Source organism: Streptomyces corchorusii, assembly GCF_001514055.1.
Classification (GTDB): domain Bacteria; phylum Actinomycetota; class Actinomycetes; order Streptomycetales; family Streptomycetaceae; genus Streptomyces; species Streptomyces olivaceoviridis.
On record NZ_KQ948377.1, the window covers coordinates 79,818 to 102,365 of the forward strand.

22 protein-coding genes and 2 tRNA genes are annotated in these 22,548 nt (G+C 72.2%); 15 read left to right on the forward strand and 9 right to left on the reverse strand.

Translation table 11 applies throughout. The features are described 5' to 3' along the window. Positions 1-84 precede the first annotated feature (84 nt). The 3 genes from AQJ11_RS41875 to AQJ11_RS41880 all read left to right on the forward strand — a co-directional run bounded on the left by AQJ11_RS41875 (position 85) and on the right by AQJ11_RS41880 (position 2,448). Positions 85-546, forward strand: coding sequence for a molybdenum cofactor biosynthesis protein MoaE (locus AQJ11_RS41875; protein WP_014674870.1), 462 nt, complete (start codon positions 85-87; stop codon positions 544-546). A 580-nt stretch (positions 547-1,126) separates the two neighbouring features. Next, complete coding sequence (locus AQJ11_RS50205) at positions 1,127-1,300, forward strand: hypothetical protein (protein ID WP_014674871.1); 174 nt, start codon at positions 1,127-1,129, stop codon at positions 1,298-1,300. Between the two features lie 50 nt (positions 1,301-1,350). Further along, positions 1,351-2,448, forward strand: coding sequence for a YlbL family protein (locus AQJ11_RS41880; RefSeq protein ID WP_208616749.1), 1,098 nt, complete (start codon positions 1,351-1,353; stop codon positions 2,446-2,448). Positions 2,449-2,523: 75 nt separating this feature from the next. Here AQJ11_RS41880 and AQJ11_RS41885 read toward each other — a convergent pair whose 3' ends face one another. Beyond that, positions 2,524-3,066, reverse strand: coding sequence for a PPA1309 family protein (locus AQJ11_RS41885; RefSeq protein ID WP_059266958.1), 543 nt, complete (start codon positions 3,064-3,066; stop codon positions 2,524-2,526). Between the two features lie 164 nt (positions 3,067-3,230). Between AQJ11_RS41885 and AQJ11_RS41890 the strand changes: the two genes are divergently transcribed. From AQJ11_RS41890 to AQJ11_RS41905, 4 genes are all read left to right on the forward strand, one after another. Next, positions 3,231-6,158, forward strand: coding sequence for a UPF0182 family membrane protein (locus AQJ11_RS41890; protein WP_208616751.1), 2,928 nt, complete (start codon positions 3,231-3,233; stop codon positions 6,156-6,158). 41 nt (positions 6,159-6,199) lie between these two features. Then, positions 6,200-6,273: transfer RNA gene (locus tag AQJ11_RS41895), tRNA-Met, on the forward strand. Positions 6,274-6,479: 206 nt separating this feature from the next. Beyond that, a complete protein-coding gene (locus AQJ11_RS41900; protein WP_175252264.1) occupies positions 6,480-8,291 on the forward strand; it encodes a tetratricopeptide repeat protein in 1,812 nt (603 codons plus the stop codon). Between the two features lie 68 nt (positions 8,292-8,359). Beyond that, positions 8,360-8,433, forward strand: a tRNA-Met gene (locus AQJ11_RS41905). A 130-nt stretch (positions 8,434-8,563) separates the two neighbouring features. Here AQJ11_RS41905 and AQJ11_RS41910 read toward each other — a convergent pair. After that, positions 8,564-8,980 carry a Fur family transcriptional regulator gene (locus tag AQJ11_RS41910; RefSeq protein ID WP_078611815.1) on the reverse strand — a complete coding sequence of 139 codons (417 nt, stop codon included), beginning with the start codon at positions 8,978-8,980 and terminating at the stop codon, positions 8,564-8,566. A 145-nt stretch (positions 8,981-9,125) separates the two neighbouring features. Here AQJ11_RS41910 and AQJ11_RS41915 point away from each other — a divergent pair, with 145 nt between their 5' ends. Then, positions 9,126-10,580 carry a catalase gene (locus tag AQJ11_RS41915; protein ID WP_041665989.1) on the forward strand — a complete coding sequence of 485 codons (1,455 nt, stop codon included), beginning with the start codon at positions 9,126-9,128 and terminating at the stop codon, positions 10,578-10,580. 66 nt (positions 10,581-10,646) lie between these two features. Here AQJ11_RS41915 and AQJ11_RS41920 read toward each other — a convergent pair whose 3' ends face one another. Beyond that, complete coding sequence (locus tag AQJ11_RS41920; RefSeq protein ID WP_014674878.1) at positions 10,647-11,042, reverse strand: CBS domain-containing protein; 396 nt, start codon at positions 11,040-11,042, stop codon at positions 10,647-10,649. Between the two features lie 160 nt (positions 11,043-11,202). Beyond that, positions 11,203-12,003, reverse strand: coding sequence for a histidinol-phosphatase (gene hisN, locus AQJ11_RS41925; RefSeq protein ID WP_014674879.1), 801 nt, complete (start codon positions 12,001-12,003; stop codon positions 11,203-11,205). Between the two features lie 209 nt (positions 12,004-12,212). On the opposite strand from hisN, the gene AQJ11_RS41930 reads away from it, so the two are divergent. Then, the gene (locus AQJ11_RS41930; RefSeq protein WP_058081846.1) at positions 12,213-12,818 is read left to right on the forward strand and encodes a TetR/AcrR family transcriptional regulator; all 606 of its coding nucleotides are present in this window, start codon (positions 12,213-12,215) and stop codon (positions 12,816-12,818) included. An 8-nt stretch (positions 12,819-12,826) separates the two neighbouring features. Here AQJ11_RS41930 and AQJ11_RS41935 read toward each other — a convergent pair whose 3' ends face one another. The 5 genes from AQJ11_RS41935 to AQJ11_RS41955 form a co-directional block, all read right to left on the reverse strand. Further along, entirely contained in the window at positions 12,827-13,432 is a 606-nt protein-coding gene (locus AQJ11_RS41935) for a hypothetical protein (RefSeq protein WP_059266959.1), read from the reverse strand. Between the two features lie 10 nt (positions 13,433-13,442). Next, a complete protein-coding gene (locus AQJ11_RS41940) occupies positions 13,443-13,766 on the reverse strand; it encodes a DMT family transporter (protein WP_014674883.1) in 324 nt (107 codons plus the stop codon). A gap of 84 nt (positions 13,767-13,850) precedes the next feature. Then, positions 13,851-14,861 carry a ribosome small subunit-dependent GTPase A gene (gene rsgA / locus AQJ11_RS41945; protein ID WP_058081848.1) on the reverse strand — a complete coding sequence of 337 codons (1,011 nt, stop codon included), beginning with the start codon at positions 14,859-14,861 and terminating at the stop codon, positions 13,851-13,853. 11 nt (positions 14,862-14,872) lie between these two features. Beyond that, positions 14,873-16,189 carry a 3-phosphoshikimate 1-carboxyvinyltransferase gene (gene aroA / locus AQJ11_RS41950; RefSeq protein WP_014674885.1) on the reverse strand — a complete coding sequence of 439 codons (1,317 nt, stop codon included), beginning with the start codon at positions 16,187-16,189 and terminating at the stop codon, positions 14,873-14,875. 28 nt (positions 16,190-16,217) lie between these two features. Further along, on the reverse strand, positions 16,218-16,940 hold the full coding sequence (locus AQJ11_RS41955; RefSeq protein WP_059266960.1) for a M50 family metallopeptidase: 723 nt from the start codon (positions 16,938-16,940) through the stop codon (positions 16,218-16,220). A 50-nt stretch (positions 16,941-16,990) separates the two neighbouring features. Between AQJ11_RS41955 and AQJ11_RS41960 the strand changes: the two genes are divergently transcribed. From AQJ11_RS41960 to AQJ11_RS41985, 6 genes are all read left to right on the forward strand, one after another. Continuing rightward, a complete protein-coding gene (locus AQJ11_RS41960; protein ID WP_059266961.1) occupies positions 16,991-17,845 on the forward strand; it encodes an SOS response-associated peptidase in 855 nt (284 codons plus the stop codon). 46 nt (positions 17,846-17,891) lie between these two features. After that, on the forward strand, positions 17,892-18,539 hold the full coding sequence (locus AQJ11_RS41965) for an alpha/beta hydrolase family protein (protein ID WP_059266962.1): 648 nt from the start codon (positions 17,892-17,894) through the stop codon (positions 18,537-18,539). Between the two features lie 255 nt (positions 18,540-18,794). Further along, positions 18,795-19,490, forward strand: coding sequence for an RNA polymerase sigma factor SigR (gene sigR, locus AQJ11_RS41970; RefSeq protein WP_014674890.1), 696 nt, complete (start codon positions 18,795-18,797; stop codon positions 19,488-19,490). Further along, a complete protein-coding gene (gene rsrA / locus AQJ11_RS41975) occupies positions 19,487-19,798 on the forward strand; it encodes a mycothiol system anti-sigma-R factor (RefSeq protein WP_014674891.1) in 312 nt (103 codons plus the stop codon). The genes sigR and rsrA overlap by 4 nt, the downstream gene beginning before the upstream one ends. Positions 19,799-19,910: 112 nt before the next feature. Then, on the forward strand, positions 19,911-21,215 hold the full coding sequence (locus tag AQJ11_RS41980) for an HD-GYP domain-containing protein (protein WP_059266963.1): 1,305 nt from the start codon (positions 19,911-19,913) through the stop codon (positions 21,213-21,215). Further along, complete coding sequence (locus AQJ11_RS41985; protein ID WP_059266964.1) at positions 21,212-22,495, forward strand: HD-GYP domain-containing protein; 1,284 nt, start codon at positions 21,212-21,214, stop codon at positions 22,493-22,495. The genes AQJ11_RS41980 and AQJ11_RS41985 overlap by 4 nt, the downstream gene beginning before the upstream one ends. Positions 22,496-22,548 lie beyond the last annotated feature (53 nt).

The following is a 22,548-nucleotide window of genomic DNA, read 5'->3' on the forward strand; positions in this document are numbered from 1 at the left end:
CTGTAGGAGCCTCCAAGCTTCCCACGCGCGTGCCTGCGGAAACTCGTATTCCGCGTTGTCACACCCGTGGGGCACGATGGGGGCATGGCGCATACGAACGATCACCCCGGTGAGCAGGCGGCTCAGGACCCCATCAAGCTGATCGGCATCCGGGAGACCCCGCTCTCCGTGGACGAGGTGTTCCAGGCCGTCGGGGACGACGCGGCCGGGGGCGTCGCGCTGTTCGTGGGGACCGTGCGGAACCACGACGGGGGTGCCGACGTGGACGCGCTCGGGTACTCCTGCCACCCGAGTGCCGAGGCCGAGATGCGGCGGATCGCCGAGAAGGTCGTCGCGGACCACCCCGTGCGGGCGCTGGCCGCCGTCCACCGGGTGGGGGACCTCCGGGTCGGGGATCTGGCCGTCGTCGTCGCCGTGGCCTGCCCGCACCGCGCGGAGGCCTTCGACGCCTGCCGCAAGCTGATCGACGACCTCAAGCACGAGGTGCCCATATGGAAGCACCAGAAGTTCTCGGACGGCACGGAGGAGTGGGTCGGCGCCTGCTGACTGGGGGCGACGCCTGTTGACGGGGGCACGAGCCTGCTGACGGGGGCACGAGCCTGCTGACTGGGGGCCCGCGCCTGTTCACGGGCGGGCCGACGCCCGCTGGCTCCCTGACCGCCGCCCGCATCCCGGCGCGGGCGCCTGCTGATCCGGCCGGAGCCCGGATGCCGCCTGCCGATCCGGGCTCGGCGTCCCCTGACTCCCGGCCGGCGCGCCCTGGCGCCTCCCGGCTGCGGCCCGGCGCCCGCTGGTGCCAGCCCGTACAACCTCGGCCCGACACGCGCGGCCCCTGCCCGACAAGCGCGGCCTCCGCCCGACGCCCGCGGCCCCCCCCCGACGCCCACGGCCCCCTGCCCGCAGCCCAGCTCCCGGCCACTCGCCAACCCCGCCCGGTGCCCTCCAGCCCCGCACCGCCCCCGTCCGCTGATCCGCCTGGTCTTCGGGGGGTCCCCCGAAGGAGTCACAGCCGGCACACGCTTCCCTCCGGTTGCGTAACCGGCCCCCTAGCGTGAGCGTTGTCCGTGCAGGCGGTTAATCTGCTGATCAGTCATTTGCGGACGCTCATGGCGTATGGGAGGTCGGCATGGGGGTGCTTGTCTGGCTGCTGATCCCGCTGGTGGCCGCGATCGGCGGTGGGCTGTGGGGGACGTGGGCCAATAGGACCCGCAAGACGCGGGGTGACGGCCCTGAGCTGGACGGATACGCCCGGTTCCGCGAGGCCATGGAGAAGTCCCACACGGGTGCCCGCGGCGCCTGACGGGGGTGCCCTGACGGTGTGCTGACAGAGGCGTCCCGTACTGTCGTGGCATGCCACGCCGCACCGCGACGATGCTCGCCTCGACCCTGATGCTGATCGCGCTCCTGTGCGCGGGAGTCCTCATCCCCGTGCCGTACGCGGAGATGTCTCCCGGCCCGACCGTGAACACGCTCGGGGAGCACGACGGCGAGCCGGTGTTGCAGATCTCGGGGCACAAGACCTATCCGGCGGACGGCCATCTGAACATGACCACCGTCCGGGTCACCAGCGCCGACTACCGGATGAACCTGGTGGAGGCCGTCTACGGCTGGCTCGCCCACGACAGCAAGATCGTCCCGCACGACACGCTGTACCCGGACGGCAAGACGGAGGAGCAGTCCACCCAGGAGAACGCCGAGGAGTTCAGCCAGTCCCAGGAGAGCGCCAAGGTCGCCGCCCTGAAGGAGCTGGGCGTCCCGGTGAAGTCCTGGGTGATCGTCTCCACGGTCGTCAAGGGTTCCCCGGCCGAGGGCAGGCTGCACGCCGGTGACGTCATCAAGGCCGTCGACGGCACGGCGGTCAAGCAGCCGTCCGACGTCGCCAAGCTGGTCACCAAGCACAAGCCGGGGCAGAAGGCCGTCTTCACCGTCGTGCCCGCCAAGGAGCAGGCCGCAGCCGAGAAGGCGAACACGGCGGCGACCAGGACGCAGGACGTCACGATCACGACGGCGACCTCCCACGACACCGGGGCCCGGCGGGCCGTCGTCGGCATCTCCGCCGGGACCGACCACACCTTCCCGTTCACCATCGACATCAAGCTCGCCGACGTCGGTGGTCCCAGCGCCGGCCTGATGTTCGCCCTCGGCATCTACGACAAGCTCACCCCGGGCAGCCTCACCGGCGGGAAGTTCGTCGCCGGCACCGGCACCATCGACGACAACGGCACGGTCGGCCCGATCGGCGGCGTCGAGATGAAGACGGTCGGCGCGCGCGACCGCGGCGCCCGGTACTTCCTGACCCCCGCCGACAACTGCGCGGCGGCTGCCAAGGACACCCCGGGCGGGCTCACCCTGGTCAAGGTCAAGACCATCGGCGACGCGCTCGACGCGCTGAAGGACATCCGCAGCGGGGACACCGCCGCCCTGCCGAAGTGCACCACCAAGGGCTGAACGGACCGTGACACGGCTGGGGGCGCCCCTGACCGGCAGGGGCACCCCCAGCGCCGTACCCCCCGAGGGGAGGGATCAGTCCGCGAACGTCGCCGCCAGCGCGTCCGCCAGGCCCGGCACCAGGTCGGGGCCGGTCAGGACCTCCGTCGAGGAGTCCTTCTCCCGCAGCCGCAGCGCCGACTCGCGGCTGCCGTCGCGCAGCACGGCCACCGTCATCCGGACCTCCTGGCGCTCGGGGTGCTCGGCTACCCACCTGGCCAGCCCGGCCTCGTCGAGACCGGAGGGGACCTGGGCCTCGGCGGACGGCGGCAGCATCAGGCGCTCCACCGCGAGCGCGCAGCCGGTCACCGCGTCGGGCCAGGCGATGGTGCCGAGGAACTCGTCGAGGGGCTTGCCGGACGGGAGCTCGTCCTGCTCGATCGGGGTGAGACCGACGGTCTCGGACTCGTCCTGCAGGCCGAGCTGGGCCGCGAGCGAGGGTTCCTGAGCCCGCAGCCGTGCGGTGTCTACGAGGGCGAAGAGGCGAGCGGGCTGGTCCCAGCCGAGGCCGGAGACGTACTCGTCGATTTCGAGTACGGCCCGGGTGAGCGGGCTCGCTGCCATGGGAGTGTTGGACATGGTCACAATCCTGCCTCGTTCAGGGCCGGAATCGGGAACCGAGTAAACCGTGAGTAAGTTGCATAGGTGTGGGCCCGCGATCACGGGGGGCCACGGCGGGCCCGCGAACCCGAGGGTCTGACGGATCGACAGCGAACTTCGAGGTGCGCACCTTGGCTTTCCAGATGCCGGACCGCGGCGGAGGCCCGACGGGGCCACGGATCAGAGCGGGCCGCCCGTCCCGGAGGGTGAGGGCCCTGCTCGTGACACTGGGCGTCCTCGCCGTGCTCGGCATGGCGTTCACCATGTTCGCGGGCTTCTGGACGGACTGGCTGTGGTACCGGTCGGTGCACTACTCGTCCGTGTTCACCACGACCCTGTCGACCAAGATCGGGCTCTTCTTCGTCTTCGGTCTGCTGATGGCGGTCGCGGTCGGTCTCAACATCTGGCTCGCGCACCGGCTGCGGCCCCCGCTCAGCGCCATGTCCATGGAGCAGCAGAGCCTCGACCGCTACCGCATGGCCATCGCGCCGTACAAGAAGTGGCTGCTGCTCGCCGTCACCGCCCTGGTCGGGTTGATCGCGGGCGCCTCCGCGTCGAGCCAGTGGCGGACCTGGCTGATGTGGGTGAACGGCGTGCCCTTCCACCAGAAGGACCCGCAGTTCCACCTCGACGTCTCCTTCTACGCCTTCGACCTGCCCTGGTACCGCTTCCTGCTGGGCTTCGGCTTCGCCGCCGCCATCCTGTGCCTGATCGCCGCCGCGCTCACGCACTACCTGTACGGCGGGCTGCGCGTCACCAGCCCGGGCGCGCGCGCCACCGCCGCCGCGACCGGACACCTGTCGGTGCTGCTCGGCATCTTCGTCGCCCTCAAGGCGGTGGCCTACTGGCTCGACCGGTACGGCCTCGCGGTCAAGTCCAGCGACTTCAAGGCGACCGGCAACTGGACCGGCCTGCGCTACGTCGACGCCAACGCCTATCTGCCGGCCAAGACGATCCTGTTCTGCATCGCCGTCATCTGCGCGCTGCTGTTCTTCGCCACCCTGTGGCGGCGCACCTGGCAGCTGCCGGTCATCGGCTTCGGCCTGATGGTGCTGTCGGCGATCCTGATCGGCGGCCTGTACCCGGCGATCGTGCAGAAGTTCCAGGTCCAGCCGAACGAGCAGGCCAAGGAGGCGCCGTACGTCCAGAAGAACCTGAAGGCGACCCGCGAGGCGTACGGCATCGACCAGGCCAAGGTGACCGAGTACCCGGGCAAGTCCACGACCCCGGACAAGACGAAGCTGCGCGACCAGGTCGACGCCACGGCCAGCATCCGCATCATGGACCCGAACGTCGTCTCGCCGACGTTCCAGCAGCTCCAGCAGATCAAGGCCTACTACGGATTCCCGACCAACCTCGACGTCGACCGGTACCCCAAGGACGGCAAGGAGCAGGACACCGTCATCGGTCTGCGCGAACTGAACCTGGACGGCATCCCGAAGAACAACTGGATCAACGACCACTTCCGCTACACGCACGGTTTCGGAGTGGTGGCCGCCAAGGGCACCGAGGCCGACTCCGAGGGCCGGCCGGTCTTCACGGAGAAGAACCTGCCGTCCCAGGGCGACCTCGGGACGTACGAGCAGCGGATCTACTACGGCGAGAAGACCACCACGTACTCGATCGTCGGAGGCCCCCAGAAGGAGGTCGACTACTCCGACAACGAGCGTGAGATGACCACCAGCTACCAGGGCAGGAGCGGGGTCAACCTCGACAACCCGGTCAACCGGGCCGCGTACGCGGTGGCGTTCAACGAGCCGCAGATCCTGTACTCGGGCGCGATCGGCAAGGGCTCGCGGATCCTGTACAACCGCACGCCCAAGGAGCGCGTGGAGGCGGTCGCCCCCTGGCTGACCATCGACGGCGACGCGTACCCGGCGGTCGTGAAGGGCCGCATCCAGTGGATCGTCGACGCGTACACGACGTCGAACGGCTACCCGTACGCCTCCCGTACGACCCTCGGTGACACGACGGCCGACTCGCTGACCGCGACGAACAACTCGCGCGCGGTGGTGGCCCAGCAGAACCAGGTCAACTACATCCGCAACTCGGTGAAGGCGACCGTCGACGCGTACACCGGCGAGGTCAAGCTGTACCAGTGGGACACCCGGGACCCGGTGCTGAAGACCTGGATGAAGGCCTTCCCCGACACGGTGGAGCCGCGCAGCGCGATCTCCCCGGAGCTGATGGACCACCTGCGCTACCCGCAGGACCTGTTCAAGGTGCAGCGCGAGCTGCTCACCCGCTACCACGTGACGGACGCGCAGACCTTCCTCACCGGCAGCGAGGTGTGGGAGGTCCCGGACGACCCGACGAACAACTCGGGCAGCGCGGTGCCGCCGTACTACCTGAGCATGAAGATGCCCGGCCAGAGCGCGCAGGCGTTCTCGCTGACGACGACGTTCACGCCCAACGGGCGGGACAACCTCAGCGCCTTCATGGCCGTCGACTCCGATCCGCGCACCAGCGACTACGGCAAGATCAGAGTCCTGAAGCTGCCGACGAACACGACCGTCGACGGCCCCAAGCAGGTCCAGAGCCAGTTCAACTCCGAATCGGCCATCGCCGAGACCATCAGCCTCCTCAGCCGCGGGCACTCGAAGGTCGAGTACGGCAATCTGCTGACCGTGCCGCTGGACGGGGGCCTGCTGTACGCGGAGCCCGTCTACGTCCGCGGTGGCTCGCTCAAGTACCCGTTGCTGCGGAAGGTTCTGGTCACCTACGAGGGCAAGACCGCCTTCAAGAACACCCTGGACGAGGCCCTCGACGAGGTGTTCGGGGTGAAGGGTTCGACCAGACCGCCGGAGACCGGCGGCACCACCCCGCCCAGCACCGGCAACCCGACGGTCAAGCAGGCGCTGGAAGACGCGCAGAAGGCGTTCGACGCCGGGCAGCAGGCGCTGAAGAACGGACCGGACTGGGATGCGTACGCCAAGGCGCAGAAGGACCTCCAGGACGCGCTGAAGCGGGCCGATGCGGCCCAGTCCAAGACGGACGGCACCGGCGGCAAGAACGGGGACAAGAGCAGCGACACGAGCGCTGGCAAGAACAGCGACGAGAAGCGGAGTTGATCAAGAACCCCTCGCGCCGTGGTACGGTTGACACACAACGGCGCGGGGTGGAGCAGCTCGGTAGCTCGCTGGGCTCATAACCCAGAGGTCGCAGGTTCAAATCCTGTCCCCGCTACTGAAGTCGAAGGCCCGGATCCAAAACGGATCCGGGCCTTCGTGGTGTGCGAACTCATGTACTGAGGGGAGGGACCGGCCGCGCCGCCGTGGGGAGTTGGGCGGTGTGTGTTTGACTTGTCTCTCTGTGGGCATGTCGACAAAACGCTCAAGTGACCTCACGGGCTGCGGTATACCGGGTGTACCCAGGTTGCAGGTGGTGCGACGATGGACGTTATGGGGGACAAGGCAACTCTGTTCGAGTCAGGGCGATTTGTGCAGCCTTACGACGCGGAGCCGGCCCGCGACGAGTTGGCGGACATGGGGGAAGCCGGCGAGGAGACGCGCCTCGCGCTCGCCGCGCAGAGCGGTGACGCCGAGGCGGCGAGCGTCCTCGGGGCCATGCTGCTGCGCCGCGGCGACCTCGACGGAGCCGAACCCCACCTGCGCGCGGCCACCGCGGCCGGTGACCGGGCCGCCGCCAACAACCTGGGCGTCCTGCTGCACCAGCGGGGCTACCCCGAGGAGGCGGCCGGCTGGTGGCGGATCGCCGCCGTCGCCGGTTCCGCCGCCGCCGCGCACGCGCTCGGCCGCCACCACCGGGAGCGCGGGGACGAGCCGGCCGCCGAGTACTGGCTGCGCCAGTCCGCCGAGCAGGGTCATGTCCTCGGCGCCTACGCGCTCGCCGACCTGTTGGAGCACCGCGGGGACGTCGGCGCCGAGCACTGGATGCGGGCCGCGGCCGAGCGCGGGCACCGGGAGGCCGCCTACCGGCTGGCACGCGCGCTCGACCGCGCGGCCGGACACGGGGAGGAGGCCGGGGGGGACAGCGGTGCCGCCGAGGCCGAGCAGTGGTACCGGCAGGCCGCCGCGCGCGGACACCGGCGGGCCGCGCTCCAGCTCGGGGCGATCCTGGAGAAGCGGGGCGAGCTGAAGGAGGCCGGGCGCTGGTACCTGACCTCCGCCAAGGACGGCGAGCCGCGGGCCGCCTGCGCGCTCGGCTTCCTGCTGCGCGACGCCGGCGACAGCGAGAGCGCGGCCGTGTGGTGGCTGCGCGCCGCCCAGGACGGCGACGGCAACGCGGCCAACGCGCTGGGCGCGCTGCACGCCGAGCGCGGCGAGCCCCAGACCGCCGAGCGGTGGTACCGGGCCGCGCTGGCCGCCGGTGACGACAACGGCGCCTACAACCTCGGGCTGCTCTGCGCCGAGCAGGGCCGCACCGCGCAGGCCGAGCAGTGGTACCGGCGGGCCGCGTACGCCGGGCACCGCGAGGCCGCGAACGCGCTGGCCATCCTGCTGCTCCAGAACGGCGACACGAGCGGGGCCGAGCCGTGGTTCTCCAAGGCCGCCGAGGCCGGAAGCGTGGACGCCGCGTTCAACCTCGGCATCCTCTATGCCGGGCGCGGCGAGGAGGAGATGGCGCTGCGCTGGTACGAGCGGGCGGCGGCGGCCGGGCACGCCGAGGCCGCGCTCCAGGTCGGGATCGCCCGGCTGCGCGAGGGCGACGAGCAGGAGGCCGAACGGCATCTGCGCTGTGCGGCGGGCGGCGGCAGCGCGGAGGGCGCGTACCGGCTGGCCGCCCTGCTCGACGCGCGCCGGCCGCCGGAGCCCGCGCACGAGCTGGGGGAGATCGTGCAGGAGAAGACCGAGTGCGAGGAGTGGTACGAGCGTGCCGCCTCGCAGGGGCACCGGCGGGCGCAGGTGCGGGTCGGCATGCTCGCGGCGGCGCGGGGCGATGTGGTGGAGGCGGCGCGGTGGTACCGGGCGGCGGCCGAGGCCGGGTCGCGCAACGGCGCCTTCAACCTGGGGCTGCTGCTCGCCCGCGAGGGGAGCGAGCCCGAGGCGGCGGTGTGGTGGGCCCGGGCCGCCGATGCCGGGCACGGGCGGGCGGCGCTGCGGCTGGCCCTCGTCTACGCGCGTCGCGGCGAGCTGGCGGAGGGGCAGCGGTGGGCCGACAGGGCGGTGGCGCTGGGGCCGGCGGAGGTGTCCGAGCGGGCGGGACGGCTGCGGGACGCGCTGCGGGAGGAGCTCTCGGCGTGACGCCGGACACTCCGGCTCCTACTGATTTGCTTCTCGATGCTCCCCTCACGTAGTGTCGTGTTCACCGACGCGGGGTGGAGCAGCTCGGTAGCTCGCTGGGCTCATAACCCAGAGGTCGCAGGTTCAAATCCTGTCCCCGCTACTGAAGGCCGAGGGCCGGAATCCAGAGATGGGTTCCGGCCCTCGGCGTTTTCGCGCATGGTGCCGTACACGGCAACGGTCGTGCGCGAAGAGCCCCGGCGGATGCCGGGGCTCAGGGAAGCGGGTGGGTCCTACGCGCCCGCGCAGTCCGGGCACAGCCCCCGGTACGTCACCTCGACGTCCGACACCGTGAAGCCGAAGCGCTCGGTGTCGGGGAGGTCGGCGAGGGGGTTGCCGGTCGGGTGCACGTCGCGGATCGCTCCGCACCGGGCGCAGACCAGGTGGTGGTGCGGCTGGTGCGCGTTCGGGTCGTACCGCTTGGCGCGCTTGTCCGTCGTGACTTCCAGCACCTCGCCGAGCGAGACCAGTTCGCCCAGCGTGTTGTAGACGGTCGCCCGGGAGATCTCGGGCAGCCTGGCGACAGCCCGTGCGTGGACCTCGTCGGCCGTCAGATGGACGTGCTCGCCGTTCAGGACCTCGGCCACCACGCGTCGCTGCGCGGTCATCCGCCATCCGCGTCCACGCAGCCGTTCCAGAAGGTCGCTCATGGCCACCAGCCTAGCAGGAGGAGTCCCCAGATCGGGAACAGGTGTGATTTTGGATCGTCAGTTGACTTAGACAATGTCCATTGTAGGATCGGGACCGGCTTTGGCCACAGGACAGGACTAGTCAGTGATGACGCAGGAGGCGTACGTGACGCAGGGACCGCTCACCACGGAGGCCGGTGCCCCGGTCGCCGACAACCAGAACAGCGAGACGGCGGGCGTCGGCGGGCCGGTCCTCGTCCAAGACCAGCTCCTGCTGGAGAAGCTGGCGCACTTCAACCGCGAGCGCATCCCGGAGCGCGTGGTGCACGCCCGTGGCGCCGGCGCGTACGGCACCTTCACCGTGACCGCCGACGTCACGCCGTACACCCGCGCCGCGTTCCTCTCCGAGGCCGGCAAGCAGACCGAGGTCTTCCTGCGCTTCTCGACCGTGGCCGGCAACCTCGGCGCGGCGGACGCCGTCCGCGACCCGCGCGGCTTCGCGCTGAAGTTCTACACCGAGGAGGGCAACTACGACCTCGTCGGCAACAACACCCCGGTCTTCTTCATCCGGGACGCGATCAAGTTCCCGGACTTCATCCACACCCAGAAGCGCGACCCGTACACCGGCAGCACCGAGGCCGACAACGTGTGGGACTTCTGGTCGCTCTCCCCGGAGTCGACCCACCAGGTGACCTGGCTGTTCGGCGACCGCGGCATCCCGGCGTCGTACCGGCACATGGACGGCTTCGGCTCGCACACCTACCAGTGGAACAACGCGGCCGGCGAGGTCTTCTGGGTCAAGTACCACTTCAAGACCGACCAGGGGATCAAGAACCTCACCGCCGAGGAGGCGGAGGTCCTCGCGGGCAAGGACCCCGACTCGCACCAGCGCGACCTGCGTGAGGCGATCGAGCGCGGGGAGTTCCCGAGCTGGACCGTGGGCGTGCAGATCATGCCCGCGGCGGACGCGGCGACGTACCGCTTCAACCCGTTCGACCTGACCAAGGTGTGGCCGCACGCGGACTACCCGGTCATCGAGATCGGCAAGCTGGAGCTGAACCGCAACCCGCAGAACATCTTCGCCGAGGTCGAGCAGTCGATCTTCTCGCCGGCGCACTTCGTGCCCGGTATCGGCCCCTCGCCCGACAAGATGCTCCAGGGCCGGCTCTTCGCCTACGGCGACGCCCACCGCTACCGCGTCGGCATCAACGCCGACCACCTGCCGGTGAACCGCCCGCACGCCACCGAGGCGCGCACCCACTCCCGTGACGGCTTCCTCTACGACGGCCGGCACGGCGGTGCGAAGAACTACGAGCCGAACAGCTTCGGCGGGCCGCAGCAGACCGGCCGTCCGCTCTGGCAGCCGTTCGACGGCTTCGCGCCCGGCACCGGCAACCACCCGACCCCCGTGCACGCCGAGGACGACGACTTCGTGCAGGCGGGCAACCTCTACCGGCTGATGTCGGAGGCGGAGAAGGAGCGGCTGATCGCCAACCTCGCGGGCGCGATCTCGCAGGTCTCGCGCGAGGACATCGTCGAGCGGGCGATCGGCAACTTCGCGAGCGCCGACGCCGACTTCGGCAAGCGACTGGAGGCGGCGGTGCGGGCGCTGCGCGGCTGAGCCGGCGGCCCGCGCGGCCGGGCGGGCCGGACCCCACGGTGCTCGGGGTCCGGCCCGCCTCGCATGTCACAGCGCGGGCGTGGGCTCGCGGGCCGGGAGCCAGCGGCGGACGATGTCGCGGACCGAGACGATCCCGGCCACGTCGCCGCGGTCGAGGACGACGAGGTGCCGGAAGCCGCCGTGCGCCATGGCGCGGGCCGCCTCCTCCAGGGTCCAGGTGGGGGCGGCGAAGACGACGTCGGTGGTGGTGTGGGCGTGGGTGCGCTCCGCGTCCGGGTTCTGTCCGAGCCCGACGGAGTCGAGGATGTCGCGTTCGGTCAGGATGCCGATGCCGCCGGCGTCCGGGTCGAGGACCACGGCGGCGCCGACGCGGCGGGCGGACATCAGGGCGGCTGCCTGGCGCAGGGTGTGGGCGGGGCCGAGGGTGAGAATCACCGTGCTCATGGCGTCACGGACGAGCATGGACGGACCACCTCCTAGGAATCCCCGGGAACGGCTCAGGGATTCACAAGTTCACAAGTGGGGGTGGGCTCAGAGTGCCAGGTAAAGGGAGGGTCAACAAGGGGGCGCGCGGCGCCAGTTGAGGGCGCAGCGGGAGTACGCCCGCTCCCCTCCCCGCTCCTCACGGGCGCGGGTTGAGGTACCCCAGCAGCTCGTCGTGGAGGAGGCCGTTGGACGCCGCCGCGTCGCCGCTGTGCGGACCCGGGCGGCCGTCGAGGCCGGTGAAGGCGCCGCCCGCCTCCGTCACGATGATCGCGTTGGCCGCCATGTCCCACAGCGACAGCTCCGGCTCGGCGCAGATGTCCACGGAGCCCTCGGCGACCATCATGTACGGCCAGAAGTCGCCGTACGCGCGCGTGCGCCACACCTGGCGGGACAGCTCCAGGAAGCCGTCCAGGCGGTCGCGCTCCTCCCAGCCGGAGAGCGAGGAGTACGCGAAGGAGGCGTCCGCGAGCTTGCCGACGCGCGAGACGTGGATGCGGGTCGCGGAGGCGAGGTTGCGGCCGGTGAAGGCGCCGTGGCCCTTCGCGGCCCACCAGCGGCGGCCGAGCGCGGGGGCGGAGACCACGCCGACGACGGGCTGGTAGCCGCCCTCGCCCGCCTCCATCAGGGAGATCAGGGTGGCCCAGACCGGGACGCCCCGCACATAGTTCTTCGTCCCGTCGATCGGGTCGATCACCCAGCGGCGGGGGCCCGTGCCCTCGACGCCGTACTCCTCGCCGAGGACGGCGTCCCGCGGGCGGGCGCGCTGGAGCTGGCCGCGGATGAGTTCCTCCGCGGCCTTGTCCGCCTCGCTCACCGGGGTCATGTCCGGCTTCGTCTCGACCTTGAGGTCGAGGGCCTTGAAGCGGGCCGTGGTGGCGGCGTCGGCCGCGTCCGCGAGGACGTGGGCGAGGCGGAGGTCGTCGAGGTAGTCGGGCATGTGAGGAACGGTATCCGGCGGGGACGGTACGGGGCCACCGGGGGCGGTGGGAGTGTCCCCGAGGGACGCGGCGCACCGCGCGACCGCCAGGGCGGGCCCGCGCCGGGAGGACAGCCGGGACGCACCCCGTGCTCCCTCCCCAACCCTTGACAGTGCATACAAGCGCGTCAAATCTGGGCGCAGAGTCGGTGTGGTCCAGGGAGGCGAGGATGCCTGCTGCCCGGGAGTCGCTGTTGGACGCCGCGTACACGGCGCTCGCGCGCCGGCCGTGGTCCGCCGTGCGGATGGTCGACGTGGCCGCGTCGGCCGGGGTGTCCCGGCAGACCCTGTACAACGAGTTCGGCGGCAAGGACGGCCTCGCCCGGGCACTGGTGCGGCGGGAGGCCGACGGGTACCTCGCCGGCGTCGAGCGGGCCCTGGCCGGCCCCGCCGGGGCGCGGGACCGGCTCACCGCCACCGCCGAGTGGACGGCCACCGCCGCCCGGGACAACATGCTGGTGCGGGCCATGCTCACGGGCTGCTGGACCGAGCGGCTGCCGAGCCCGCCGCTCACCGCCGTGCCCTCCACCAGCGCGGTACCGGCGCAGCGCCGGGCGGACGGGCCGCTGCCCGAGCCCCGCGACTTCGTGCGGATCGTCCGGGACCGCGCGGCGACCGCGCTGGCCGGCCCCGGCGCCGACCCGGCCGGCACCGCGGAACTGCTCCGCTCCTGTGAGCTCGTCGTACGCCTCGCCCTGTCCTGTGTCGCGGCGCCGCCGGGGGAGGGCGGGATGGCCGAGCTGGTACGGGCGGTGCTGCCGCGGCACCTGGTGTGAGGCCGGCCTCAGACACCGTCTTCGTAGGGACCGCCCCGGAAGTACAGGGCTCCGTGGTGGCGGGGCCGGTCCCCGCGTTCGTGCGCGGCGTCGGAGCGGTCGGCGGGCGCGGAGCGCCGGGCCAGGGCCCGCAGCCGGTCCAGGCCGGCCAGCACCTCGGCACGGTGGCCGGACTCCTTCATCCACCGGGGCAGCCGCGCGAACATCGCCATGGTGGGACGCGCGGGGCCCCGCTCGCGCAACGTGGCACCGACGTAGGCGGCCAGCGCTTCGAGATGCTCCTCGTTGCAGGCCCACAGCACGCGGCTGAGGCACCGGGTCTGGAGCCACAGGGGCCGCCGGAAGAAGGGATCCTCGGTGCCGCCCGGCTGGGCCCCGACCAGTCCCCGGCCGCGCAGGTCCGCCGTCCAGTGGGCGATCACGCCGCAGCCCGCGCAGGTCAGCCGGCGAGGCAGGAACAGCAGTTCGCTGAAGTACGGCGGCGGAGGCAGGTCCGGCCGGGGGGTGACCAGCGCGCGGCCCCCGCAACCCGGGCAGACCACCAGCACCCGGCCGGTGTACTGGACCAGCCAGCGGCCCGTGTCGTGGTGCCGGAACGGATCCGTGCCCCCCATGCCGCGCCCCCTAGTGCGCCGACCCCGACAACTGAAGCCCGATCACCCCGACGATGACCAGGCTGATCGACACGATCTTCAGGGTGGAGACCAGGTCGCCGAGGAAGACCATGCCGTAGATGGCGGTGCCCGCCGCGCCGATGCCGGTCCACACCGCGTAGGCGGGGCCGACGTCCAGCTTCCTCAGGGACAGGGTGAGCAGACCGAAGCTGCCCAGGGCGAACGACGCGAAGGCGATCGTCGGCCACAGGCGCGTGAACCCGTGCGAGAGCTTCAGGCACACGGCGAAGCCGGTCTCCAGTATCCCGGCCACTATGACCAGCAGCCACGCCATGTGCGGTCCTCCCGTTGATCCGGATCTCCGGTTCGGTGCGATTATGCACTTACCGGCCACGCACCCCGGCAAACAACGCGAGGCTCAGTCGCCTTCCTTGCGCTCCCTGGTGGCCAGCAGCCGGCGCAGCGAGTACAGCCGTGCCGGGTCCGCGTGCCCCTCGGCCACCCACGCGTCCAGCGCGCAGTCCGGCTCGTCGTGGCTGCACGCGCGCGGGCAGTTCGCCGTACCGGGTTCGAGGTCGGGGAAGGCGTGGATCACCCGGGACGGGTCGATGTGCGCGAGCCCGAAGGAGCGGACCCCCGGGGTGTCGACGACCCAGCCTCCCCCGTCGGCCAGCGGCAGGGCGAGGGCGGAGGTGGTGGTGTGCCGGCCCCGGCCGGTCACCGCGTTGACGTGCCCCGTCAGACGCCGGCGTTCCTGCGGCACCAGCGCGTTGACCAGCGTCGTCTTGCCGACGCCCGAGTGCCCCACGAACGCGGTGATCTTGCCGTCAAGGTGTTCGCGGACCCGGTCCGCAGCGTCCCCGTTCTCCAGTTCCCCGCGGCTGGTGACGACGTACGGGATGTCGAGGGTGCCGTACAGCTCCAGCAGCTTGTCCGGCGGGGCCAGGTCCGACTTGGTCATCACCAGCAGCGGCTCCAGACCGCCGTCGAAGGCCGCGACCAGGCAGCGGTCGATCAGCCGGGGGCGGGGCTCGGGATCGGCCAGGGCCGTCACGATCGCCAGCTGGTCGGCGTTGGCGACGACCACCCGCTCGTACGGATCGTCGTCGTCGGCCGTGCGGCGCAGCACCGACGTCCGCTCCTCGATGCGGACGATCCGCGCGAGCGTGTCCTTCATGCCGGACAGGTCGCCGACCAGGGCCACCCGGTCGCCCACCACGGCCGCCTTGCGGCCCAGCTCGCGCGCCTTCATCGCCATCACGACCCGGTCCTCGACCAGGCAGGTCAGCCGCCCCCGGTCGACGGTGAGGACCATGCCCTCGGCCGCGTCCTCGTGCTTGGGCCGGATGTTCGTCCGCGGCCGGTTGCCCTTGCGGTTGGGACGGCTGCGGATGTCGTCCTCGTCGGTGTGCTTGCCGTAGCGGCGCATGGCGTACGTCCCTACTGCCCGAGCATCCCGGTCCACAGCTCGGGGAAGTCCGGAAGGGTCTTCGCCGTCGTCGCCACGTTCTCGATCCGCACGCCCGGCACGGCCAGGCCGATGATCGCACCGGCGGTCGCCATGCGGTGGTCCTCATAGGTGTGGAAGGTCCCGCCGTGCAGCGCGCGCGGGCGGATGTGCAGGCCGTCGGCCGTCTCCGTGACGTCACCGCCCAACTCGTTGATCTCCTTGGTGAGCGCGGCCAGCCGGTCCGTCTCGTGCAGCCGCAGATGGGCCACGCCCCGCAGGGTGGACGGCGAGTCGGCGAGCGCGGCCACCGCCGCGATGCCCGGGGTCAGCTCGCCCACGTCGCCGAGGTCCACGTCGATGCCGTGGATCGCCCCCGAACCGGTGAACTCCAGGCCGTACTCGGTCAGTTCGCAGGAACCGCCCATCTCGGTGAAGATCTCCCGCAGCCGGTCACCCGGCTGGGTGGTACGGGCCGGCCAGTCCGGGATCACCACCTTGCCGCCGGTGACCAGGGCCGCCGCCAGGAACGGCTGCGCGTTGGACAGATCCGGCTCGATCGTCAGGTCCCGCCCGAGCAGCGCGCCCGGCGTCACCCGCCACACGTTCGGCTCGCCGCCCGACTCCGGGGTGTCCACCTGGGCGCCGACCGCGCGCAGCATGTCCACCGTCATCCGGATGTGCGGCATCGAGGGCAGGCTGGCACCGGTGTGGCGGACCTCCACGCCCTGGTTGAACCGGGGGCCCGACAGCAGCAAGGCCGACACGAACTGCGAGGACGAGGAGGCGTCGATCGACACCGGGCCGCCGTCCAGGGCCCCGCCGCCGTGCACGGTCAGCGGCAGCGTGCCCCGGCCGTCGTCGTCGATCCGGGCGCCGAGCACCCGCAGCGCGTCGATCACGCCGTTCAGGGGACGCTCGTACGACCGCGGGTCACCGTCGAACCGGACCGGGCCGTCGGCCAGCGCGGCCACCGGCGGCAGGAACCGCATCACCGTGCCCGCGTTGCCGACGTCGACCGTGGCCGGGCCGGACAGGCCCGTGGGCAGCACCCGCCAGGCCTCGCCGGTGCCGTCCGGGCCCACCCCCTCCTCGATCTCCACGCCCATGGCCCTGAGGGCACCGGCCATCAGCAGGGTGTCCCGGGACCGCAGCGGGCGGCGCAGCCAGCCGGGCTCGGAGGCCAGGGCCGCGAGGACGAGGGCGCGGTTGGTGACCGACTTGGACCCCGGCACGTGGACCGTCGCGTCGACGGCTCCGCTCGCGTGCGGGGCGGGCCAGAGGGCGGTGGAGGAGGTGTTCGGGGCCATGGGGCCACTTTATAAGGAGGCCGCGCCGTCAACCTTCCAGCAGCCAGCGGCCCCCGCCGATCAGCGAGCACAGCGACACCGCGTGGAACAGGAACAGCCACAGGCCCGCCGGCACGTGCGTCAGCCGGGACAACTGGTCCGCGTCCGAGTCCCCCGCCCCCGACCGGGACCGCTTGGCCTGGAGCTCGAACGGCGGCCGTACCCCGCCGGACAGCAGGAACCACACCACCGCGTACGCGAACGCGGCCTGCACCTGCGGACCCGCCAGCCAGGACACCAGCACGAAGGCCCCGCCCGCGACGACCACGGTCAGCACGCCGTACGCGTTGCGGATCATCACCAGCATCACCGCCAGCAGGGCCGTGGCCGCCCACAACAGGAGGGTGATGCGCCCGGCGGCCAGCAGCGCGGCCCCGCCGAGACCCAGCAGCGAGGGGGCCGTGTAGCCCGCGGCGGCCGTCAGGATCATGCCCAGCCCGTACGGCTTGCCCCGGCTCACGGTGAGCCCGCTGGTGTCCGAGTGCAGCCGGATCCCGGTGAGCTGCCGGCCGGTGAGCAGCGCGACCAGACCGTGACCGCCCTCGTGCGCGATGGTGATCGCGTTGCGGGATATCCGCCACACCGGGTGCGGGACGACCACGGCGAGCGCGGCGGCCAGGGTGGCCAGCACCACCCACAGGTCGGGATCGGGCTGGGTGCCGGTGAGCCGGTCCCAGAGGTCGGGCAGCGCGGTGGCGGCGAGGCTGTCCATCGGTCGGAGTGGCTCCCTGTGCTGGTACGGAATCTGGCAGTGTGGCACGTATGTGCGGACGGTATGCATCGAGTCGTAGGCCCGAGGATCTCGCGGGAGTCTTCGGGGTCGAGATGGGGGTCCCCCCAGGGCGAGCGGAGTCAAGCCACTGGGGGAGGGAGCCCGAGGAGACCTTGGAGCCCGACTACAACGTGGCGCCGACCAAGGAGGTCTACGCCGTCCTGGACCGCCCCCTGAAAGACGCGGACTCCCCGCGTCCGGTTCGCCAGCTGCGCAGGCTGAGGTGGGGCCTGGTCCCGTCCTGGGCCAAGACCCCGGAGGGCGGCGCCCGGATGATCAACGCCCGCGCGGAGACCGTCCACGAGAAGCCCGCCTACCGGCGCGCCTTCGCCGCCCGCCGCTGCATCCTGCCGGCCGACGGCTACTACGAGTGGGTCACCGGCGCGCAGGAGCGCGACCTGGAGGTGGAGGGGAAGAAGAAGCGGCCGCGCAAGCAGCCGTACTTCGTGCTGCCCGCCGACGGCTCGGTGTTCGCGATGGCCGGACTCTACGAGTTCTGGCGCGACCGGACCCTGCCCGACGACCACCCGCGGGCCTGGTGGGCCACCTGCTCGGTGATCACCACCGAGGCGGAGCAGACCCCGCTGGCCGTGGCCCCGGCCGAGGGCCCGCGCTCCCTCGCCGAGATCCACCCCCGGATGCCGCTGATGCTCACCCCGGACCGCTGGGACGCCTGGCTCGACCCCTCCCGCACCGACCCCGACGACCTGCGCGAGCTGCTCGCCCCGCCCCCGGCGGGCCTGATGCGCGCCTACCCGGTCTCCACCGCCGTCAGCAACGTCCGCAACAACGGCCCGGAGCTGCTGAAGGAGCTGGAGGGCCCTGAAGAGGGCACACTCTTCTGAGGTGGCGAATGTGACTGATGTGACTGATGTGACGGATGTGACCAGCATGGCTCATGCGGCCGATGTGACTTCCCAGACGGTCGCCACGGAGGCCGGGGACGCCCGGATCACCTGGCACACGGCGAAGGAGGCACGGCTGGTGCTGGCCGTGAGCCATGGCGCCGGCGGCGGCATCGAGGCACGCGACCTCCGGGCGCTCGCGGCCACGCTGCCCGCCGACGGCGTGACGGTCGCCCTCGTCGAGCAGCCCTGGCGGGTCGCCGGCAAGAAGGTGGCTCCCGCGCCGAAGACCCTGGACACCGGCTGGCGGTGCGTGTGGCCCGCGCTCACCGGGCCGGGCCTGCCGGTGATCTCCGGGGGCCGCAGCGCCGGGGCCCGGGTCGCCTGCCGCACGGCGGCCGAGCTGGGCGCGCACGCCGTGCTCGCGCTGGGCTTCCCGCTGCACCCGCCGGGCAAGCCGGAGAAGTCCCGGGCGGACGAGCTGCTGGGGGCCGGGGTGCCCACGCTGGTCGTCCAGGGCGGCAACGACCCCTTCGGGAAGCCGGCCGAGTTCCCGGAGGGTGATTTCCGGCTCATCGAGGTGCCGCACGGCGATCACGGGTTCGCCGTCCCCAAGCGCGCGGAGCTCACCCAGGAGCGGGCGCTGGAGATCATCACCGGCGCGGTACGGGAGTGGATCGCGTCACTCGGGTGACCCGGGAATGTTGTGCGGTGGGCCGCTGTTGATCGGGACGGAAGTGCCGACGGGTTCGGCACCGACGTCGAGGGAGAGGAAGTCCGCCGCATGGGTTCGACCATCTGCCCGGCCCGCAGCAGCCGCACCGACCTGGACTGGTCCGTGCTGCATGCGGCCAAGATCGCTCCTATTCGAGCGGCGGCAGGCACGGGTCGTGTTCTATCCTCCGAATCGAGTGGGATCGGTTTCGGTCCCACCCGGGATCTTGAGGAGGTGGGTCCGGTCACCGGTACCGACGCAGGGACCGACAACGGCCAGGCGGAGCTGCCCGAGGGCCAGGGCGTCAGCGCGGACGCGTCCGATGAGTCGACCGCGGAGCGCAGCGCGCGCTTCGAGCGGGACGCGCTCGAATTCCTCGACCAGATGTACTCGGCCGCGCTGCGCATGACGCGCAACCCGGCCGACGCCGAGGACCTGGTGCAGGAGACGTACGCCAAGGCGTACGCGTCCTTCCACCAGTTCCGCGAGGGCACCAACCTCAAGGCGTGGCTGTACCGCATCCTCACGAACACCTTCATCAACTCCTACCGCAAGAAGCAGCGCGAGCCCCAGCGCTCCGCCGCGGAGGAGATCGAGGACTGGCAGCTCGCCCGTGCCGAGTCGCACATGTCGACGGGTCTGCGCTCCGCCGAGTCGCAGGCGCTCGACCACCTGCCCGACTCGGACGTGAAGGCCGCGCTCCAGGCCATCCCCGAGGAGTTCCGCATCGCCGTCTACCTCGCGGACGTCGAGGGGTTTGCCTACAAGGAGATCGCGGACATCATGGGGACACCCATCGGTACGGTGATGTCCCGGCTGCACCGGGGCCGCCGTCAGCTGCGCGGCATGCTGGAGGACTACGCCCGTGAGCGCGGGCTGGTCCCGGCCGGCGCCGGAGAGTCGAACGAAGCGAAAGGCTCGGGCTCATGAGCTGCGGAGAGCCGCACGAGACGGACTGCAGTGAGGTCCTGGACCACCTGTACGAGTTCCTCGACAGCGAGATGCCGGACGTCGACCGCGACAAGTTCCAGCACCACTTCGAGGAATGCTCGCCGTGCCTGGAGAAGTACGGCCTGGAGCAGGCCGTGAAGAAGCTGGTGAAGCGGTGCTGCGGGCATGACGACGTGCCCGCCGACCTGCGGGCCAAGGTCATGGGGCGGATCGATCTGATCCGCTCCGGGCAGACGGTCCCGCAGCACGACGTGGCCAAGGCCCCGGCGGCACCGCAGGAGTCCTGACACGCCGGGGCATATCACCCGAACGTGCTAATCCTCAGGTCATAGGCCCCACACCCCCCGATGTCCGCCCTAGGCTCCGAGCCTTGAGGAGGCACGGTCGGGGAGGGGCGTGATGGACGCGGTACCGGCAAGGGCACGCGGCTACGTCGCCGCCGTCGCCCTGTCGGCCGTCCTCTGCCTGCTGCCCCTGCCGGCGACGCACACTCCCTGGGGGGCGTCGACGCTGCTCGCCGCGCTCTACGCGGCCTGCGAGCACGCCGTGCGCCGCCGCTTCGGCGGCACCTTCTACCCCGTGCTGCTCGCCGGTGCGTTCCTGCTGCCCCCGGCCGCCGCCGCGCTCGTCCCGGTGCCCGCCGCGCTGCTCTCCCCGGTCGAGCACCGGCCCGTCCTGCTCCGGCGGGTGTGGCGGGCCGCGCAGCCCGCGCTCGCCGTGTGGGCCGCCGCCCGCACGCACTGCGCGCTCGGCGGCGAGGACGCCGTCGTCGGCTCCGACTTCCCCTCCGCGCTGCTGCCCGCGGGCGCGGCCGTCCTCGTGTTCTGCCTCGTGCTCACCGCGCTCGACGGCGGCCTGCGCGCGGCGGCCGGGCTGCTGCCGCTGCGGCGGGCCTGGCGGGGGCAGCTGGCGCGCACGCCGGCCCCGGTCGCGGTGCACGGACTCGCCGGGCTGATGATGGCCGTCCTCTGGCGCAGCCCCTACGGCCCGGTCGCCGCGCTGCTCGTGCTGCTGCCGATGGGCGTCTCCTGGTGGGTCTTCGCCCTGTACCACCGCGAACGCGCCGCCCACCAGGCCACCATCCGCGCCCTGGTCCAGGCCGTCGACATCAAGGACGGCTACACCCGCGGCCACAGCGAACGCGTCGGACACGCCTCCGTGCTGATCGCCCGCGAACTCGGCATGGACGACGACCGCGTCGAGGTGCTGCGCTTCGCCGGCATCCTGCACGACGTCGGCAAACTGGGCGTGCCCACCCGGCTGCTGCGCAAGGAGGGCCCGCTCACCCCGCAGGAGCGGCGGATCATCGAGCTGCACCCCGAGTACGGCCACGAGATGGTCCGCGGGATCTCCTTCCTCGGCGAGGCCCGCGCGGCCATCCTCCACCACCACGAACGGCTCGACGGCAGCGGCTACCCGTACGGCCTGGCGGGCGGCCAGATCCCCGAGTGCGCCCGGATCGTCGCCGTCGCGGACGCCTTCGACGCCATGACCTCCACCCGCTGCTACAGCAGGGCCCGCCCGGTCGAGGCCGCCATCGCCGAGCTGGAGCGCTGCGCCGGGGCGCACTTCGACCCCCGGATGGTCGGCGCGCTCGTCCGCGCCCTGCGCCGCTCCGGCTGGCACCCGGCGGTCACGGCCGACGAACCGGCGTACGGCACCCCGCCCGCCGAGCGGACCCCCAGCACCGGGGCGCCCCGATGACCGCCCTGCGGCTGATCCACGGCGCCGCCGCCCTCGTCGCGGCCGGCTCCCTCGCCGTCACCCTCTGGACCGGCCTGCACGACCGGGGCGTCGCACTCGCCTTCGGCGTGCTCATAGCCGTCGGCGAACTCACCCGCTGGAGCGACGAGCAGGGACAGCGGCAGGCCGCGCCCCTCGGTGCCGCCGGCGCCCTGGCGTACGCCCTGCTGGGCGCCGACGCCGGACGGCCCGGCCAGCACGGAGCCGCCCAGGTCGTCACCGTCGTCCTCGTCGCCACCGTCCTCGGCGCCGTCCCGCACATCTGGTCCGGCCGCAGCCCCACCACCGACCACCTGACCCGCCGGACGCTCACCGTCGGCTTCGCCGCCGTCTGCTTCCAACCGCTCTACAGCCAGGGCGTCTTCGCCCACTGGGTCGGTCCCGCCTACGCCCTCCTGCTGCTCACCCTGCTCGCCCTCTCCTCGCTGTGCGGGGCGGTCCTGGCCGCCGCGCTCGCCCACTGCCGCACCCGCTGGCCGTTCGGCCCGCTGCTGCGCGAGGAACTGCGCGGCCTGCTCGGCATCGGCTCGGCCATCTGCGCGACCGGCGCCGTGATGGCGCTCGCGGTCGCCGTCGTCGGCCTGTGGGCGCTGCCCGTGTTCTGTCTGCCCATGCTGCTCGTCCAGCTCTCCCTGCGCCGGTACGCGGCCGTCCGCGCCACCTACCGGCAGACCATCGCCTCCCTCGCCCGCGCCACCGAGATTGCCGGCTGCACCCCCGCCGGGCACGCCCACCGCGTCGCCGCGCTCAGCCTCGCCGTCGGCCGGGACCTCGGCCTGACCGGCCCCGGCCTGACCGTCCTGGAGTACGCGGCCCTGATGCACGACATCGGCCAGCTCAGCCTGGTCGACCCGGTCCCGGCCGGCGCCACCGCCGGCCTGCCCGCCGCGGAGCAGCGGCGCATCGCCCTGCTCGGCGGTGCCGTCGTCCGGCAGACTGGCGTGGACGCGGCCGTCGCCGTCGTCGTGGAACGGCAGGCCGACCCCTACCGGGAACAGCCGCTCGCCGCCCGGATCGTCCGGGCCGTGAACGCCTACGAGGAGAAGACCCGGGACGCCGGCCCCGAAGGCCCGCTGCGCGCACTGGAGGAGCTGCGGCTCGGCACCGCCGGGGACTACGCTCCCGAGGTCGTGGAGTCGCTCGCCCGGGTACTGGCCAGGCCCCCCGGGGTGCGGGAGCGGGTGCCAGTGCGACGAACCGGGCTGTCTGACCCCGCGCCCGGCTGGGTAACCCATGGGTAATGAGCGCCTTTCCCGCGGCACGTGGTTGGATGCGAGGGAGAGGGTGTCCGGGG